The 17481-nt window shown below is 66.2% G+C and carries 16 protein-coding genes and 1 pseudogene; 8 read left to right on the forward strand and 9 right to left on the reverse strand.

Annotated features, from left to right (window positions below; translation table 11 throughout):
• Positions 1–155: 155 nt before the first annotated feature.
• Both DM816_RS00080 and DM816_RS00085 read right to left on the reverse strand, forming a co-directional pair.
• Positions 156–863, reverse strand: coding sequence for an alpha/beta fold hydrolase (locus DM816_RS00080; protein WP_117207942.1), 708 nt, complete (start codon positions 861–863; stop codon positions 156–158).
• Between the two features lie 14 nt (positions 864–877).
• Positions 878–1801 carry an EamA family transporter gene (locus tag DM816_RS00085; RefSeq protein ID WP_117207943.1) on the reverse strand — a complete coding sequence of 308 codons (924 nt, stop codon included), beginning with the start codon at positions 1799–1801 and terminating at the stop codon, positions 878–880.
• Between the two features lie 524 nt (positions 1802–2325).
• Here DM816_RS00085 and DM816_RS00095 point away from each other — a divergent pair.
• Positions 2326–3222, forward strand: a complete 897-nt coding sequence (locus DM816_RS00095) for a LysR family transcriptional regulator (protein WP_117207944.1) — start codon at positions 2326–2328, stop codon at positions 3220–3222.
• A 53-nt stretch (positions 3223–3275) separates the two neighbouring features.
• Here the strand turns inward: DM816_RS00095 and DM816_RS00100 are convergent, their stop codons facing one another.
• Positions 3276–4598: a hypothetical protein gene (locus DM816_RS00100; RefSeq protein ID WP_162906943.1), complete on the reverse strand. Its 1323-nt coding sequence runs from the start codon at positions 4596–4598 to the stop codon at positions 3276–3278.
• A 183-nt stretch (positions 4599–4781) separates the two neighbouring features.
• On the opposite strand from DM816_RS00100, the gene DM816_RS00105 reads away from it, so the two are divergent.
• From DM816_RS00105 to DM816_RS43585, 3 genes are read left to right on the forward strand one after another with little or no spacing between them, the layout of a single operon-like run.
• A complete protein-coding gene (locus DM816_RS00105) occupies positions 4782–5030 on the forward strand; it encodes a hypothetical protein (protein WP_117207946.1) in 249 nt (82 codons plus the stop codon).
• A 3-nt stretch (positions 5031–5033) separates the two neighbouring features.
• Complete coding sequence (locus DM816_RS43580; RefSeq protein ID WP_162906944.1) at positions 5034–6167, forward strand: glycoside hydrolase family 2 protein; 1134 nt, start codon at positions 5034–5036, stop codon at positions 6165–6167.
• Positions 6076–6795 (forward strand): beta-galactosidase small subunit-related protein, encoded by a 720-nt coding sequence (locus DM816_RS43585; RefSeq protein WP_246001355.1) that lies wholly within the window; start codon positions 6076–6078, stop codon positions 6793–6795. The genes DM816_RS43580 and DM816_RS43585 overlap by 92 nt, the downstream gene beginning before the upstream one ends.
• Here the strand turns inward: DM816_RS43585 and DM816_RS00115 are convergent.
• The gene (locus DM816_RS00115; RefSeq protein WP_117207947.1) at positions 6792–7811 is read right to left on the reverse strand and encodes a phosphotransferase enzyme family protein; all 1020 of its coding nucleotides are present in this window, start codon (positions 7809–7811) and stop codon (positions 6792–6794) included. The two genes, DM816_RS43585 and DM816_RS00115, sit on opposite strands and share 4 nt — an antisense overlap.
• Before the next feature lie 114 nt (positions 7812–7925).
• On the opposite strand from DM816_RS00115, the gene DM816_RS00120 reads away from it, so the two are divergent.
• From DM816_RS00120 to DM816_RS00130, 3 genes are all read left to right on the forward strand, one after another.
• Positions 7926–8399: a hypothetical protein gene (locus tag DM816_RS00120; protein WP_162906946.1), complete on the forward strand. Its 474-nt coding sequence runs from the start codon at positions 7926–7928 to the stop codon at positions 8397–8399.
• A gap of 300 nt (positions 8400–8699) precedes the next feature.
• Positions 8700–10196: a vanadium-dependent haloperoxidase gene (locus DM816_RS00125; RefSeq protein ID WP_162906947.1), complete on the forward strand. Its 1497-nt coding sequence runs from the start codon at positions 8700–8702 to the stop codon at positions 10194–10196.
• Between the two features lie 241 nt (positions 10197–10437).
• Positions 10438–11088, forward strand: coding sequence for a hypothetical protein (locus tag DM816_RS00130; protein WP_162906948.1), 651 nt, complete (start codon positions 10438–10440; stop codon positions 11086–11088).
• Positions 11089–11392: 304 nt separating this feature from the next.
• Here the strand turns inward: DM816_RS00130 and DM816_RS00135 are convergent, their stop codons facing one another.
• The 4 genes and pseudogenes from DM816_RS00135 to DM816_RS45595 form a co-directional block, all read right to left on the reverse strand.
• The gene (locus DM816_RS00135; protein ID WP_162906949.1) at positions 11393–12046 is read right to left on the reverse strand and encodes a hypothetical protein; all 654 of its coding nucleotides are present in this window, start codon (positions 12044–12046) and stop codon (positions 11393–11395) included.
• A 453-nt stretch (positions 12047–12499) separates the two neighbouring features.
• Entirely contained in the window at positions 12500–12733 is a 234-nt protein-coding gene (locus DM816_RS00140) for a hypothetical protein (protein ID WP_162906950.1), read from the reverse strand.
• Between the two features lie 96 nt (positions 12734–12829).
• Positions 12830–13354, reverse strand: a complete 525-nt coding sequence (locus tag DM816_RS45590; protein ID WP_425455197.1) for a hypothetical protein — start codon at positions 13352–13354, stop codon at positions 12830–12832.
• A 130-nt stretch (positions 13355–13484) separates the two neighbouring features.
• Positions 13485–13727 (reverse strand): annotated as a pseudogene (locus tag DM816_RS45595) (sigma factor); the annotation flags it as partial.
• A 505-nt stretch (positions 13728–14232) separates the two neighbouring features.
• Between DM816_RS45595 and groL the strand changes: the two are divergent.
• Positions 14233–15804, forward strand: coding sequence for a chaperonin GroEL (gene groL, locus DM816_RS00150; protein ID WP_117208001.1), 1572 nt, complete (start codon positions 14233–14235; stop codon positions 15802–15804).
• A 270-nt stretch (positions 15805–16074) separates the two neighbouring features.
• On the opposite strand, the gene DM816_RS00155 is transcribed toward groL, so the two are convergent.
• Positions 16075–17124 (reverse strand): acyl-CoA desaturase, encoded by a 1050-nt coding sequence (locus tag DM816_RS00155; protein WP_117207953.1) that lies wholly within the window; start codon positions 17122–17124, stop codon positions 16075–16077.
• Between the last annotated feature and the right edge of the window lie 357 nt (positions 17125–17481).

Raw genomic sequence — 17481 nt, forward strand, 5'->3', positions numbered from 1 at the left:
GCGGTGGTCTGGTAAGGCGGGTTCGCCGCGATCGGCGGTGCTGAGCCAAGCTCGAGAACCGAGGTATTCCCCTTGCTGTATCGACGCCCAAGACGCTTCCGGCCAAGGCGATCCGGCCGGCATCTCGCGTGGACTCGCCGGTGCCAAGGAACGGTTCACTGCCCGAGCCTCGTGGCGGCCACGGTAGCCGCGTAGCCGGCCAGCATGTCGGCCACCTCCTTGGGCCGGCTGAGTGCCACGCAGTGGCTGCCCGCGATCTCGTCGGGGACGATACCCAGGCGGTCGGGCACCAGCCGGCGGAAGAAGTCGGGCGGGAAGAAGCGGTCCTCGTTGCACAGCACGAACCTCGTCGGCACGTTCGGCCACGCATCCAACGGCCACGCAGCGGCCGTCGCGGCACTCGACGGATGCGCGCGCTCCTTGCCCATCGCTTCCTCGGCCAACTCCCGCGGTACATCGTGGTAGAAGCTCACGAAGGGATCCGCGTTGCCGGTCAAACCGCCATCACGCTTGGCCTGCTGCTGCACCGCGCTCTGGTAGCCGGTGTTGGCCCACCACTCGTCGGGCGACTCGCCCGGCGACGGGACCATGCCGGCCAGGAGCACCAGCACATCGACGGGAAGCCGTGCGGCGACCAACGGGGCGGTGAACGCACCAAACGAGTGGCCCACGACGACCAGGTTCTGCCTGTCACCGATGGCTTCGACTACCGCGTCGGCGTAGTCCTCCAGGGTTTTCGACTCGTCATCACCCGGAAGATCGGGAGCTACCACGTCGTGACCGCGCGCTTGTAGCTCGGCCTGCACCAGGTGCCAGGACCATCCGACGTCTCCCCCACCATGGATCAACACGAACGTACTCATTGGACTCTCCTCTTTCATCGTTGGAATTCGGAGCGAACGACGACGGCGACCGCGAGCACCACGATCACCCCGCCGATGAGGATCGGCACCGTCACCGGCTCCGCGAGAATCAGCCACCCCAGGCACACGGCCACTAACGGATTGACATACGCGTACGTGGCAGCCAAGGACGTCGCCGTCGATTGCAACAGCCAGACATACGCGGAGAAGGCCAGGACGGATCCGAATAGGACGAGGTATCCCCACGCGGCCCAGGACCGGGCCGAGTAGGCGGCTGGGTCGAACCGCTCACCACTGGCCAGACCGGCCATCGTCAGTACACCACCACCGATGAGCATCTCGTAGACCGCGACAACGAACGGGTCACGCGGGAGCGGGATCCGCGGCTGGCGCCACGAGCCGAACGCCCACGACAGCCCGGCGACGAGGACGGCCACCATGGTCCAGACCGGGAAGGTGCCACCGAGACCGGTCGCGGTGACCAGCACGACCAAGCCGCCGAAGCCCATCGTTACGCCCGCCACCGTAGGACCCGCAGGACGTTCACCGGACAGGACACGGTGGCAGACGATCCACAGCGGCACTGCCGCGACCAGTAATGCTGTGATCCCGGACGTTGCCCCGCCGTATTCGGCGAGGGTCACCAGGCCCTGGCCTACCACCACTAGAAGGAGCCCTATCTGCGCGCATCCCAGCAGTTGCCGGCGCGTCACGGCCAGCCTGCCCAGACCCCCGCGACCCGCCAGCACGCCTGCCAGCAAAACGCTGGCCATGAGGAAGCGGATACCTGCGCTCACGAAGGGAGGCATCTCCTCAACCATGATCCGGATCGCGAGGTACGTCGAACCCCAAACGACATAGACGATCGCCAGGGCAGCCCCGACGAGCAGCAGAGGGCTTCGAGTCTGTGCTGGGGCAACAGTGGCGGTGGTGGTCATACCAGCACGCTAGGCGCTCGCAAGATATCGTGAAAAGCGATGATTTCCGATCAGTATCATCGCTAACAGCGATGGATTCGGATTGAGCTGGGCTTGTGATCGATCTCAGGGCATGGCCCGCTGTCATCACCTGGCGATAGCCCGCGAAGTCGGCGTCCGTCGCTCGCGCCGGGTCGAACCGCTCGATCACAAGGTCAGAAGTCAATAACCTCACTGTCGTTGCGCGGATGGGCGCGCCGGCCGGGCCGCGGGCTCCTTTGGTCAGCCGGCCGCCACCTTGGCCTCAACCTCGGCCTGAACCGCGGGCGTGAACACCCGGACGAACGGGATGATCACGAGGACGGACGTCAGGGCAAAGAACCCGAACGACACCGAGAACCCGAACCATTCGGCGAGGATCCCGGACAGGCCGGCGCCGACCGGTTGACGTCACGCCAGCCACGCTAGGTCTCGGAAAGATTCGCCAAAAGCGATAGTTTCCGATCAATACGATCGCTAACAGCGATGATGAGTATGCTCGGCCGGTGACCGATCTCGAACTGCGGCACCTGGCCGCGATGGCAGCCATCGCCGAGGAGGGCTCGTTCGGCCGCGCGGCCGCCCGCCTCGGCTTCACCCAATCGACCGTGAGCCAGCAGATCGCCGCGCTGGAGAGATCTGTCGGAGGCCCGGTGTTCGACCGTCCGGGTGGCCCCAGACCGGTGCGGCTCACACCACTAGGCGCCATCGTCCTCGAGCAGGGACGCGAACTGCTGGCGAAGGCGGCGGCACTGGCCGAGACGGTGGACCGGTTTCACGCAGGCGACGGCCGGATCGACATCGGCACATTCCAGAGCATATCCACGGTCATCCTGCCAGTCGTTGTACGTCGGCTGCGCGACGAGCACCCCGGCAGCGATATCCGGCTGTCCGAGGAAGAGCCGGACGCGCCACAGATCGGCGACCTCGACCTGCTGTTCTACGACGGTCCCCTCAATGGCGACGTCGAGCACGTCAAGCTACTCGACGATCCGTACCTGCTGGTGGCCAAGCCCGGCACCTTCTCCGGGAATTCCGTCCCGCTCAAGCAACTCGACGGCGCACCGATGGTGGCCTGGCCGTCGATCTGCGACCAGCGCCGCGTGGAGGAGGCGCTGACCCGTGGTGGCGCGAATCCGAAGGTCGTCTTCCGCACGGCGGGCAACGAGACGCTGCTGTCCATGGTGCGGGCTGGGATGGGATCCGCAGTGCTGCCGTGGCTCGCCATCCACGCTGCCGGCGCCGATTCCGACGACCGTTTGCGCATCCATGAGCTGGGGCCGGCGCTCCCCCCGCGCGAAATCTATCTGCACTGGCGGCTCGGGCGCACCCAATCCCCCCTGGCGGCACGAGCGATCGAGATCGCCATCGAGGTAGCGTCCGACCTGGCCAAGAGGATGTGAGACTCCAACACACCGGACGGTCCAACCGACCAGTGGTTGTTTTCCCGGCATCCTCACTCGTCGAAGACCGCGATGTGCCGGGCGAAAACCTTGTCATCGCGGGCCGACCGGCCCTTGAGCCATTGGACCATTTTCGAGGCGAAAAACCCGCCGGCCGCAAGTCCTGCGGCGGCCAGCGGGTCACCCAGCACCGAGCCTGCCGCGCCAAGGCCGGAGACTATGGTCAGCTCAGTGGTGTCGAGCATTTTGCACCGCATCCACTTTGACTGGCTGGTCTCGCGATGCGCTTGCCGCTCCGCAAGCCGCAATTCGTCGCGGATTTCCAGCATCGCCTGCGCACGCGGGTCGAAGAAGTCGGCATAATCACGTTGCGAGACCTGGGAAATACTGTGACGTAACGTCTCGCGGAAAATCTCGAATTGCCCGTGAGCCCGAATGGAGACGATATCGGCTGCCTCCAGCTTGCCCATCGGCAGGCGAAGCCTGGCGATGTCGTGCAAAATGAGCAGCTGCTGCGCTTTACGTGCAGCCGCAACGGTTTCCCCGGACAGCGCTGACCTGTGCAGCATCGCCCGAAGCAGTGCCACGTCAGCGGCGTTAGCATAAAGATCAAAGGCCTGATCGTAGTGGTCGGCCTGAGCCAGACCCGAAACGAGCGGCCCGATGGTCGCGCTGAAACGCTGCGCCCGCAGATCGTGGGAGAACCACTCCGCAGGCAAAGCATCATAGGGAAAGGCCAGCGGTCCAAGCGGATCGTCAGCCTCAGCTTCAGGGTAGATCGCGGCGAATTCTTTCCGCCCCGCTTTTTCCAGCTGGGCCAGCCCGGCCGGACGGCTGTCCTTATTGGGCACCAGCACGACGATGTCGTTTCGCAACAGTGGCTCCAGCTCCTGGCAGAGCCGGAGCAGCCGGCCCAGCTGCCACGGGTCCCCAAGCCTTTCCGCCTCGACCGGAAGCTCAAACGCGATAGCATCCGAATAGAGCAGATAATGCTTCACCTGATTGAGGAATTCAGTCAAACTCACTTGGTGCCCACCCGTGTCGCCGCGACCCGGGTTGTTGAAATACCAATGCAGGCAACGGGTTGGTGCGACCGCCTCGTCCCACTCATCGTCATACGACGAGTAAGGCCGCGGGCTATACACGTGGTGAACATTATGCTGCCCGGTCACCAGCGGCCGAAGCCGCACACCATCCGGTCGGCCAGGCGGTGTGAACTGCCCCTCCCACTCAACGAGCGCACCACTGACCCGCTCCTGCAACGCCCGGTCGGCCCGCCATTTCTGTGTCAAAAGATGGCTCGCCGCTGCGGAAAGATCCTCGTCACCGACGGCATGATGGAGCCGCTCGGACACAGACAGCCGGACCGCACTCATCCGCCCATGGTAAACAGCCCCGGCACCCGGTCTCTGGCGAGCCCGGCGCCCGCCACCCGGGCGGTTCATCCAGCCGGATCACCACCATCCCCGCGGACATGGTGAGAATTTACCAGCGATGGTGAACTCGGCTCATCCCCGGCGACGCGTTCACCGCTACCGTGACAAGGTGTCTATGCAGCAATGGTTCTCGACGCCCAGCTCGGAATCTTCATCCACTACGAGATTTACGCGGTCGGCCGGATCGCCGAGTCGTGGGCGTTCTACTCCCGCGACGTGCCGCACGAGCAGTGCATGACACAGCTCAACGGTTTCTCAGCGGCCAACGCTGACCCGCGAGTGTGGGCTGCGCTTTTTCTCCGCGCCGCCGCTGGAGCGCATCCCCGCTTTCGTCCGCGCGGGTTCGTCCCTCTCCGAGACGGAATCCATTGAGCCATGCGCTATTTCGAAGACTTCTCACCCGGCTACGGCAGGCTCGCGCCGCGCGCCGCCCTGACCTCCGACACCGCGCGGCTGGACCTCAGCGGTGACTGGGCTTTCCGGTATTCGGCGATCGGGCTCGACGAGCCGGACGGCTTCGAGCTGCCCGGCTTCGACGACGCGGGATGGGACCGGCTTGCCGTCCCCTCGCACTGGCAGCTGCACGGCTACGGCAAACCGGTGTATTTGAACATTCCGTACCCGATCCCGGTGGACCCGCCGTTCGTACCGGATGAAAATCCGACCGGCGATTATCGGCGCGTCTTCGACGTTGCGCAGTCCTGGGCGCAAACCCCTGCCGTGGTGCGCTTCGAAGGCGTGGAGTCGTGCGCCCGGGTCTGGCTCAACGGTGTCGAGCTGGGAGTGACGATGGGCAGCCGCCTTGCGTCGGAGTTCGACGTCTCGGCGATGTTGCGGCCCGGACGCAATGTCCTTGCGGTGCGGGTCCACCAATTTTCTTCCGGCACCTATCTGGAAGACCAGGACACGTGGCGGCTGTCCGGAATCTTCCGCGAGGTGACCCTGCTGGCTCGCCCGGCCGGCGGCATCCGGGACGTGTTCGTGCACGCCGACTACGACGCGTCCAGCGGCGGCGGGCGGCTGCGCATCGACGTGGGCGCGCAGGCTCCCGTCACGGTCAGCATCCCGGGGCTCGGCGTGACCGGCGCACCGGTCGAGACACTGTCCACTTTCGACACGGTGAGGCCGTGGAGCGCGGAAGACCCGTTCCTCTACGAGGCTGTGCTCGCCACGCACAGCGAGCAGGTGCGCGTCCGGTTCGGGTTCCGCACGGTCGTCATCGACGAAGCCGGCGTGCTGACCGTCAACGGGCGGCGGGTGTTGCTGCGCGGGGTCAATCGGCACGAGTTCGATCCCGGCCGTGGGCGCGCGGTCACGCCGCAAACCATGCGCCGGGATGTGGAACTGATGAAGCGGCACAACATCAATGCGGACCACCTACCGCTGGGACACCGACGGACACCGGCTGCGGGTGCGGGTGCGCACCGAACCGGTCGGCCACTGGCCCGACCGGGGCGACAGATTCGCCGAGCCGATGGTGGACCCGGACCTGCCGCCCGAGCAGGTTGAGGAGCTCGTGCGCCGAAACGGGGCACCGTCGCTCGGCCGGATCGGACTGTGCTGGCTGCTGCCCGAGGAGTGGTCCCACGTTCGATGGTTCGGCGCCGGGCCGGGCGAAGCCTATCCGGACTCCCGGCAAGCCGCCCGCATCGGCATGTTCCACGCCACCGTCGAGGAAATGCAGACCCCTTATGTACGCCCACAGGACAACGGCAATCGCGCCGAGGTGCGCTGGGCGGAGGTGACCGATCACGACGGCTCGGGCATCCGGGTGGCGGGGGATCCGGTGTTCAACCTCGCCACCAGGCGGTGGAGCGACCGCAGCCTGGCTGAGGCACGTCATCAGATCGACCTGACCGCCGAGCCAATGGTCTATCTGTACACCGACCATGCCGTGCAAGGGCTCGGGTCCGGCGCCGTCGGCCCGGGAGTCCTGCCGCAGCACCGGCTCGAGGTCCGGCCCGCCGAGTTCGCTCTGATCCTGACCGCCCTACCCGCCCATGCGCAAGGACGTCCTGACCGCGCTGCGCGTGCGGTTCAGCGCCCCGGCGACCTCACCCTACGCCGGTCAAGTCGGCAAGCCGATGGTCGTCGTTTGCTGACGCACGGGGAGACGTGCTCAGCTCCGACCGGCTAGACATCTTCGGCGATGGCGATCGCGAGTTCCCCGTGGGACCGGTCGATGACGGCCAGCTTTGCCCGGAGCTCGGCAAGCCACGCCGGTTCGTCCTCACCGGGAACGCCGAGCGCTTGGTCAATGCGCACGAGGGCACAGACGGCATGCACACCGGTGAACAGTCGCAGACTCGCCAAATCGGCATCATCGAGCGGCCGCACGATGCGGTACCCGGCGACGAAGGCGGCGAACAGTCCCTGCCGCTCGACGAGCGGGTGGCCGACCGGGTCAGTCAGGACACGCACGGCGTAGGCGATGTCCGCCGCATACCAGCAGACCGCGGCCTCGTCGAAGTCGAAGGCCGTGACGCGTTCGCCTTCCCACGCCAGGTTGTCCAGCTCGAAGTCGCCGTGGATCACCCCGAATCGGGAGTGGTCACGAGCCAGGGCGGCAAGCCGGCTGCCTAGGCGAGCAGCGGCTTTCACCAGCGCCGGGTCATCGCCGAACCGCTCGGGAACTTGCACCAGCTGACCGAACGCCACGGGCAGACCGGCGTCGATCCCGGCCGCCGCCTGGTGGACCGCCGCGAGTGCCTGGCCCCACGCCCATGCGCGGCTTTCAATGAGATCGTCGACGTCCAGCATCGTGCCTGCGGCGGCCTCCACCACCATCGCGTGCATCGGCCCAAGTGCTGTCGGCACCGTCACGGTCAGGGCCCCAGACGCGGCTGGAACGGGGCGTACCACCGCAGAGCCGCTCGCCGCGAGCTGAGCCATGAGGCCGGCCACCGGCTCGACCGCTGCGGCGCCCCGATAGACGTCGGGCACGAACCGCAGATACCGCTTCCCTCGCGGATCGGGAAGAACGAAAACGTGTGAGGCACTGGAACGCCACCACTTCGCCGTCCCGGCCTCAGATGCGTGCGGCGTCCAGCAGGCGCCTGCGCGCCGGCATACAGGCCGAGCAACGCCGGCACGGCGAGAAATGGGGCCGCGGCGTGTTGTCGCTTGAGGCGGCGAAGTCAAGCGGGTACTCACTCATCGACAATCACTCTGGACTGGTGGTCGCCAAGCTTTCGCGTGGCGAAGAATCGAGGCGACGAAAGGGGAATCAGCATGGTCAGAAAGGCTCTGCTCGCTTCCATCGCCGCGTTGGGACTGCTGCTCGTCGGGGCGCCGCCCGCGCAGGCCAGTCTGGCATCGCTCGTCTGCACCCTGCACATGACGTTGAACGTCTCTCCCGGGGTCCAGCTGGTCGAGGAGTTCGTGCAATCGTCTTCTCTGGATGAGAGCTTGCTCGCCGCCTGCGTGGGCGAGGTCGACGGCAGGGCGGTCGATCCCGCCGCCGGCGAGGTCATCTCCTTCAACGCAAACTCCGATGAACCTGTCAGCTGTGCCTCCGCTCCCTTCACCGGCGACGGTGCGGTGCGGCTGCGCCTGTTCGACCTCGACGGTGACCCGTTGACCGTCGAGGCTTCCTTCAGCATCCTCGTGGTCACACCGACGGCCGTATTCGTCGGCGAACTGGACGGTGAAGGCAGCTTCAAACCAATGGAGGGTGACTGTGTCCTCGACCCGATCACCAAGGTGGTCCTGCGGATCGACGGCGCATCCATCGAGGTGTAGCGCAGCCACGGGCCGCGGCTTAGGGCGGCGGCCCGTGGCGGCTGGCTTGAGTTGGGGCGGTTGCGGCGGCAGGCGAGCAGCGAGCCGGCGCTCCAATTAGATCGGCCGCGCCCCGGCAAACCGATGCGGTGGCTGAGAAACGTTGACCTGCAACGTGTTACTGCAACCTCGCGGCGCGAGACCAGATTCGCTCCTTGAATGGCACAGACGCCGGCTGACTGTCAAACATAAATCTTGCTATCGCGGGTACGGGCAAACGGTTGACCCCGCGACTCGAGATCTATGTGAAGGAGAGTCGAGATGAGACCGCCGATATCTCTCGCGCGCAACGTTTCCAGGGCTTTGGCCGTGGTCTGCATGATGGGGTTGCTTGCGGCCCCGGTTGGTGCGAACTCAGCGGGCAGGCTGGCGTTCGACTTCGACACCGGCAACGCGATCCGGGAGGTGGCGATCCCGGCACAGCACGACCTGTTCCTGACCACCGTCTCGGCAAGCGATGTCTCGCTCGTCTTACGACACACGGTCATGTTGAACAACGCATGGTTCGACGCGACCGCGCCATACCACCCGACGGCCGTCGGCGTGGCCTCACGGCTCGGCCGCAGGCCGCCGGAAGAACGCGTCACCCACCGGCAACGCAACATCGCCATCCTGTACGCCACCTACCGGCTGCTCAACAGCCAGCTGCCCCAATTCAGGCAGCAATGGCGCGAGATGCTGCTGTCGGTCGGGTTGAACCCCGACGACAACAGCCAAGACCTCACCACCCCGGTCGGCATCGGCAACAGGGCCGGCAACGCGGTGGTGGCCAGCAGGTTGCACGACGGCATGAACCAGCTCGGCGATGAGGGCGGGCGCAAATACAACCGCCAGCCTTACGCCGACTACCTCGGATACGTGCCGGTCAACACCGCCGACACCATCCGGGACCCGGCCCGCTGGCAGCCCAACGTGGTGACCACCGGCAACGGGATCTTCAGGGTGCAGGAGTTCGTGACCCCGCAGTGGAGCGTCACCCGGCCATACTCCTACCGCAGCCCGGCCGAGTTCACCGTGCCGCCACCGGCCAACAGCGACCCCGCAACCAACCCCGGCGGATACCGGCGGCAGACCGACGAAGTCCTGGCCATCTCCGCGGGCCTCAACGACCAGCGCAAGATTTTGGCCGAACACTTCGACGACAAGTTCCGGTCCCTGCCCACCACCGTCACGCATCTGGCCGACACCCGCGGATACAGCCTCGACCAGTTCATCGCGCACAACTTCCTGGTCAATATGGCCTCCTTCGACGCCGGCATCGCGACATGGCACTTCAAACGGCGCTATGACGCGGTCAGACCGTTCACCGCGATCCGATACCTCTACGGCAACCGGGCTGTCACCGCCTGGGGCGGGCCGGGTCGGGGTACCGTCAATGACATCAAAGGTTCGGAATGGCGCAGCTACATGAACACCGCGGACCATCCCGAATACCCGTCGGCGTCCGCAACGATCTGCGCCGCACACGCCCAAGCGAGCCGGCGCATCACCGGCACCGACCAGCTCGGCCAAACGGTCACGGTCGCCCGTGGCACCTCGGTCATCGAGCCGGGCATCACCCCTGCCGCAGACCTCACCCTGGGACCGTGGCACACCTGGACCCAGTGGTCGCAGGAGTGCGGGCAGGCCCGCCTGTTCGGCGGTGTCCACTTCCGCGACGCCGTCACCGCAGCGCAGACCCTCGGGACCGGTGTCGGCGACCGGGCGCACGCGTTCGTCGTGGCGCATCTGGAAGGCAGAGCCGGACCACCCTCCTAATATCAGCGTTGCAGCGCGTGAAACCGGATCGTGTGACCGCTGGCAGGCTCGCCTTGGCTCGGTCAGCCAGCCGGTGCGCGTTCCACAATGGACGCTGCCGCCGGCGCCACTCACCAAATGACCTTGGAGCGTCAACGGATGGTCGATACGAACATCACCCATCTGGTACCCGGCAGAGCCGCCCGCATCGCGGTTCGAGGTCTGGCGGGGGATGTCGGTGGTCGCTTCTATGCTGGCGGCCATGTCAAACAACAGTTATCTGTTCGTCAGTGACTACGACGGCATCTGCCCCGACTTTGTCGGCGGCATCCCCGACCTCGGCCAGACGGTGCTCGCCGAAGACAGGTCCTGCGTGCCGTTGCTGTGGCTGGCCATGTTCCGGCCACCGGACCTGGTGACCGCGACCTTTCAGCCCGCCGATCCCGAGGACGACGACGAGGACGAGGTGAAGGTCATCGCACCGCTGGCACCGAAGGACCGGGCGCTTGCACAGTTGCAGGCCGCGCTTGACGTGCTCGACCGCATCTTCGCCCAGGAGGGTTCCCTGCGAGAGCACGCCGCGCTGCTGCGAGCCGGGGTCGAGAGCATGCCCGGCAAATTCGTCACCATCAACCCATACGAGATCGCGGTGCTCGGCGGTGAGCAGGAGTTCTACGACACCCAGCGCGACGCGCTCGCCAGTCTCGACGAGCCCGGTGACCTCATCGTCGCGCGGCAGCGGCTGGCCGACCTTACCGCGCTCCGCCTTGGACGACCGTTCCCCGCGGCCCGGCTGGCGCTGGACGACCTCGATGCGCCCGAGGACGACTGGTGGAACCATTCCCGGCTGCTGGGCAATTCTTTCGAACGTCCCGTGCCGTGGGAGCCCACCTGGGTCCACAACCCGGCTTAGCCACCCCACCCAGCCCGGCCTCATTGCCGGCGCGGCCCCGCCTTAGCGGCATACTCCGGCCTCACGGGTGTCCACCCGCGGCCGCGGGTGCGGCGGCCCACGTCCGCCGCCGCCCCGCGCATGCCTGAAAGCGCTGCACCACAACCGGATCGCCGCCGTCGCGGTGCCCTCAAGCCCGCGCCTCCGCCGCGGGTGCGCACAAGCCCGCGTCGTTGAACGCTCTCCTCCACGATGTCGGGTTCCAGCCGCAGCGTTCAAGCCGAGCGGACCGGCGCTGATCCCGGCTTGAGGGAGTCGGTCGCTGTCAGTTGATGAATACCAGTTTCTCGGGCCCGGTCAGGTGCGCGACTCCGGCGCCGGCGCAGGCGATGGGATCCAACTGCGGCTGGATCGCCGTGTGAATCGCGTTGGCTCCTTGGTTGAGCCCGTGGGTCACCGTTCCGTACGAGGCCACCAAGGTCGTGCCATTGCCGAGTCTGTCCACTGTGCTGTGCGAGAAGCCGATGGTGCTGGACGCCCCGGTGTTCCACCGATAGGTGTTAGTCGCGGGGTGCGGCGGCAGGTCCAGCGCGGTGCAGCTCCTGACCCCGGTGAAGATTCCCGACGCGTCTCCCCTGGTGACACCGCCGGCAAGGCAGTAGTCCAAGTCGTTGTGGTAGGTCACCGTGGTCTGCGTGGGCGTATTGGTCAGTGGAGGATCATAGGTGACGGTGAAATATCCCTCGCAGTACAACAACGCGATCGCGGGGACAGCGTTGTTGAGCGCAGGGTTGTGCACCGCCGGGCAGGCCCGCAGCCTCGCCTGGGTGGTGGCGTTGGCCGGGATGGCCCGATATTGGGCGGCCCGGGTTTCTTGGCACACCGGGTCGCCCCCAGCGGCCAAGGCGGCGGTGGGCACGGTGAGAACGCCAGCGACGACCATGACAACGGTGAGAAGACTTGCGGGGATTCGACGCATCAGACAAACCTCCGTGTGGCTGGACGATTACCCACGCCACCATCCGCCGGCCGACACCGATCAGCAAATTGCCGCAGCAGTTCTGATACCGGCTCTGAACTGCGCCGACGACGGTTCGGCACCGTTTGCCGTCGCCCGTCCGGGTGGTTCGGGTGCGGCACGGATCCTGCTCGCTGCACGGTGCGTTGCGGGCCGGCACCGGCAATCGGCGCTTGGCTCCAGGACTGTCCGTCGTCATAGGACACTTCGTCCCGCACGTCGCACAGGTCGCCGACTCGTCGAGGCAGACGCATGCTCATCTTCTTTCACACTCGGAGACTTATAGACGAGTGCGGCCAAGCCGTTGGCCCGGCTGCACTCTGCAGGCGACTGATTCGGTTGAACTCAAACAGGACTCACCGGCCAGTTGCTTGGCATGCAACCGGCTCGGCTCCAATCACGAGGGAATCGCGTTCAGTCGACGATGACCACGTCGGCCGGCCGATCGACCGTCACCGGCACGCCGTACTCAGAAAACTCCAGGGACACCTTGAAGGTGCGGAAACCACCCTGCGAATAGGTCAACGTCCAGTCATAGGCGACCTTCGCCACCCGCTTGTCAGCGTTGAGCGTGACATCACCGACGAACTTGACCACGCCTCCGTCTTGCCTGCCGGTGGCCTCGAAGCGGTACCGGTCATCACCCACCTTGGTAACCTTGGCATCAGCCTGCCGCAACGCGTCAAAGAGCCGCCGTGAATCCGCCGACGCGTCAGCTCACCGTGGACGCCATTGCCCAACGAGTCAAACCGGCCCGTGTATTGCAGGAACTGGCTGCTGCTCGCCGGATTCTTGCTGTATTTGACACCGTTGATCAGGCGTACATCGATCCCGCCGTCGGCCGAGCGTGCGTAACCAGTGGCCGTCGCCGGATCGAAGGCACTGTCGGTGATGTACTCGTATCGGGGTGCGGTGTCCTTGCCGTCGCTCTTCTCCCCCGCAGCACTCGTCCCCAGCTTGAAGCTGATGTTCTCGCTGGCTGCGATCGCGGCGAGGAGCTGCAGGTTCGGCGAATCCGCGCTCGCGACCGCGGACCCACCGGTGCCCGGTCCAGGCTCGCCGCCCGTACCGACCGCCATGGCCGCGGCCACCGCCCCGGCCACGCCGACAACCCCCGCCGTGCGTCTTCCAGCGCCCAAGCAGTCGTGATGTCACGCAGGCGAGCCAGCCCACGTGAGGTATGGGACTTGACGGCACCGATCGAGCATCCGAGCGTTTCGGCAGCGGTTCCGCCTCGCTGAGCTGCTCCCAGTAACGCAGCACCAGCACAGCCCGCTGCTTGGGTGGCAAGGCGGCCAACGCCCCGGACAAGTGCCTGCCGCAGGTGCAACGCGTCGGTGCCGTCGGACTGGCCCGGCGGCTCGACCTCGGTCAGCACCTCAGGTCGCCGCTTGCCCGACCGCCACTGATCAACCGCCAGGTGGTACAGGATGCGGCGCAGATATGCTTCCTTGTCGCCATTCACCCGGCTCCATTGCCGCATCAGCCGCTCCAGCGCCGACTGCACCAGGTCTTCTCCGGCCGTTCGGCTGCCGGTCGGCAACACAGCGGTTGCGAGCTGGGCGTTGCCGCGTTCAGCGATGAGGGCGTCGAACCCATCGAAGCTCTGCTTCCGACGCACGGGCTCTCCTTCCGTCGTCACCAAGGACGACGGGCAGCTGCCAAAGGTTTACGAGCGTCATCCGCTTTCTTGCGCGTCAGGCACCTTTTCGCTCTCGGGACACAAGCCACGAGCGGCTATCAATGAATTCGGAACATGGGGCCGCGTCTCGCGTGCGCCCTGACACCCCCGCGCCCGCTGCGGCCAAGCGCCGGGATGGCGCAGGGTCGGGCCGAGAGGCTCGCGCACGCGTTGCTCAAAGGCCGCCGTCTGCGGCACACGCGAGGCGTGGCCGACAGGGCCGTGCACCTGGCCGGCGCGTCCCGGCCGGCCTTTTGTCTTGCCTGGCAGCACAACAGGTACGGGATCCGGCTTCACTTGCGCTCGCGGACAATAAGTGTTGCACTTGTGGTTAGCACTCGCCCTGTGTGAGTGCCAACCGAATGGGATGAGACCCCACCGGGCGTGATCCCGTGTGCAGCGGTCATCGCAGGTCGGTCCAAACGAGTGCCGCATCCGGCACGAGCAGCAGAGGACGACGACACAGATGACCAAGTTGATCGTATTTGGCGAGCAGGCCCGCCGCGGCCTGGAGCGCGGCATGAACCTCCTCGCCGACACGGTGAAGGTGACCTTGGGCCCGAAGGGGCGCAACGTCGTGCTTGGCGAGGCGTGGGGCGCACCGACCATCACCAATGACGGTGTCAGCATCGCCAAGCAGATCGAGCTCGACGACCCGTACGAGAAACTCGGCGCCGAACTGGTCAAGGAAGTGGCCAAGAAGACCGACGACGCGGCCGGCGACGGCACCACCACCGCTACCGTGCTGGCCCAGGCACTCGTGCGGGAGGGCCTGCGCAACGTCGCGGCCGGCGCGAACCCGATCGCGCTTAAACGCGGCATCGAGCAGGCCGTGGCCGCGGTGACCGAATCGTTGGCCAACCAAGCCCGGGATGTGGAAACCCGGGAGCAGATCGCCGCCACCGCCTCGATCTCCGCCGCCGATCCGGCGATCGGCGAGATGATCGCCGATGCTATGGACAAGGTTGGCCGGGAAGGCGTCATCACCGTCGAAGACAGCAACACCTTCGGCCTTGAACTCGAGCTCACCGAGGGCATGCGCTGGGACAAGGGCTACATCTCGCCCTACTTCGTCACCGACACCGATCGCATGGAAGCCGTCCTCGACGACCCGTACCTTCTCATCGTCGAGAACAAGGTCTCGAATCTCGGCGACCTGCTCCCGATCCTGGACAGGGTCATACAGGCCGGCAAACCGCTGGTGATCATCGCAGGTGACGTCGAAGGGCAGGCCCTTGCCACCCTGATCGTCAACAAGCTGCGTGGCACTTTCACGTCCGTGGCTGTCAAGGCTCCCGGGTTCGGTGACCGCCGCAAGGCGATGCTGACCGACCTGGCGATCCTTACCGGTGCTCAGGTCATCTCCGACGAGCTCGGCGGCACGCTCGACAACGTTGGTCTTGACATGTTGGGCCGGGCACGCAAGGTCGTCGTGACACGAGACGAGACCACCATCATCGACGGCGCCGGCGATACCGGACAGCTCACCGGTCGGATCAATCAAATCCGCGCTGAGATCGGCGGGTCGGACTCGGACTACGACCGCGAGAAGCTGCAGGAGCGCCTGGCCAAACTGGCCGGCGGTGTCGCGGTGATCAAGGTTGGTGCGGCGACCGAGGTGGAGCTCAAAGAGCGCAAGCACCGCATCGAAGACGCCGTCCGCAACGCCCAAGCGGCCATCGAGGAGGGCATCGTCGCCGGTGGCGGCGTGGCGCTGGCCAACGCCGCGGCGAGCGCGTTTGACAAACTGGACCTGACAGGTGACGAGGCCACCGGCGCCAACATCGTGCGGATTGCGCTGAGCGCACCGCTTAGGCAGATCGCCATCAACGCCGGCTTGGAAGGCGGCGTGGTTGCCGAGAGGGTCAACGCCCTGCCCGCAGGCCACGGTCTCAATGCCGCGACCGGCGAATACGTCGACATGATCCGCGCCGGTATCGTCGAACCCACCAAGGTCACCCGTTGCGCGCTACAGAACGCCGCCTCAATCGCGGCGCTGTTCCTGACTACCGAGGTGCTCATCGCCGATATGCCCTAGAGTCGCAACATCCACGGCGGCACGCAGAAGCGGGTGTTCGCCCGCACCGACAGCAATGCGTTAACCATCGCCGAGACGGGCTGGACCACGATCCCCGGCTGCCGCATGCTCCCGTGACGGTATCGGGACCTCGGACCCATCGTCGAGTCCAACCCTGTCCGTCCACCCCCACCACCGGCTGGCGTGGTTGGCGCCGGAAGCCGCTTTCCGGCATCCAGAATGCGCCTGTACGGCAAGCCGTCGCAGCCGGTCGTGGAGTGGACACGGGCGTCATACCAGATCAGCTGACCCATCGGTTTCTCGACGACGTAGGTGGCTGACCTGGCGGCCAAGGTGTCCCTGCTGTGCGTCGCCGAGGGCTTCGGCGCTTCGATCCTGCTGAACTTTGCGGGGCCCTCGCGGTGCGGGCCAGCGCACGTCTCGCGCCCAGCCGGCCTTCTCCAGCAGCCAGATGACGCGGGCTGACGGGTCTATCTGGCCGGGCAGGACGCCGTGGCGGGCGCAGGTCGGGTCGGCGTGGTGGGAGTTGTGCCAGTTCTCGCCGAAGGAGATGATCGCCAGGGGCCAGAAGTTGGTGGCGCGGTCTGCGCCGCGGGTGGCGAACGGGCGTTGCCCGTACACATGGCAGATCGAATTGATCGACCAGGTCACGTGGTGCAGCAGGGCGACGCGCACCAGGGTGGCCCAGAAGAACGCGGTCAGTGCGCCCTGCCAGGACCAGGTCAGCAGCCCGCCGATGAGCGGTGGGGCCAGCACGGATGTCATGGCGATGGGTCCGAAGAGCCGGTCGACGAGCCGGATGTCGCGGTCGGCCAGCAGGTCGGGGGCGAACCGCTGCCGGTTGGACGATTCGCGTTTGAACATCCAGCCGATGTGGGCGTGTAGCAAACCTTTGGCTATGCCGGCGACGGTGGGGCCGTAGCGCCAGGGTGAGTGCGGGTCGCCGTCACGGTCGGCGTAGGCGTGGTGGCGTCGGTGGTCGGCTACCCAGATGATGGGTGCGCCTTCGATCGCCAGGGATCCGGCGATGGCGAGGGTGACGCGCAGCCACCGTTTGGCTTTGAACGCGCCGTGGGTGAAGTAGCGGTGAAACCCCACGGTGACACCGAATCCGGAGATCAGATAGAACGACAGGGCGATTGTCATGTCCAACCAGGACAGTCCCCAGCCCCATGCCACCGGGATCGCGGCCAGCAGCGCCAGCAAAGGCAGTGCCACGCCGATGGTCAGGATAACCAGGGCCCAGCGTGGTGGTGGCTGTTCCAGCAGTGGTTTACCCGTGACAGGTGGTGTTTGTCTGGGTAGGTCGATCAACACCATGAGAAAGGACCCTTCAGTCGTGCCGCAGCAGTGGTGAGGACGACCGCCTGGGTCCGGAGCGGTGAAGTTGAGCAACAGCGAACGCTGCCTCGTATTCATGATAGCCGGGATACTTGCCAAATGGTCCGGCGTACGCTGGACACGGCGCGGCACGCTGCTCCGGACCCTGCCGCTCAATGGCTGCGCTGCGGGACCACTTCTTCCCCGAGGGCTGATCCGCGAAGGTCAGGACGCACTCAACGGTAAAGGGGCGGCCGACGGGCTATGTCACCTGCGCCACAGAGCGTAGGCTGGGGGTGACTAGCCGCCGCGACCGGCTCCCGTCCGATCCAGACCTTGTCTGGCGCCGCCTTCTCG

This window comes from Allorhizocola rhizosphaerae, from assembly GCF_003426775.1.
Taxonomy (GTDB): Bacteria; Actinomycetota; Actinomycetes; order Mycobacteriales; family Micromonosporaceae; genus Allorhizocola; species Allorhizocola rhizosphaerae.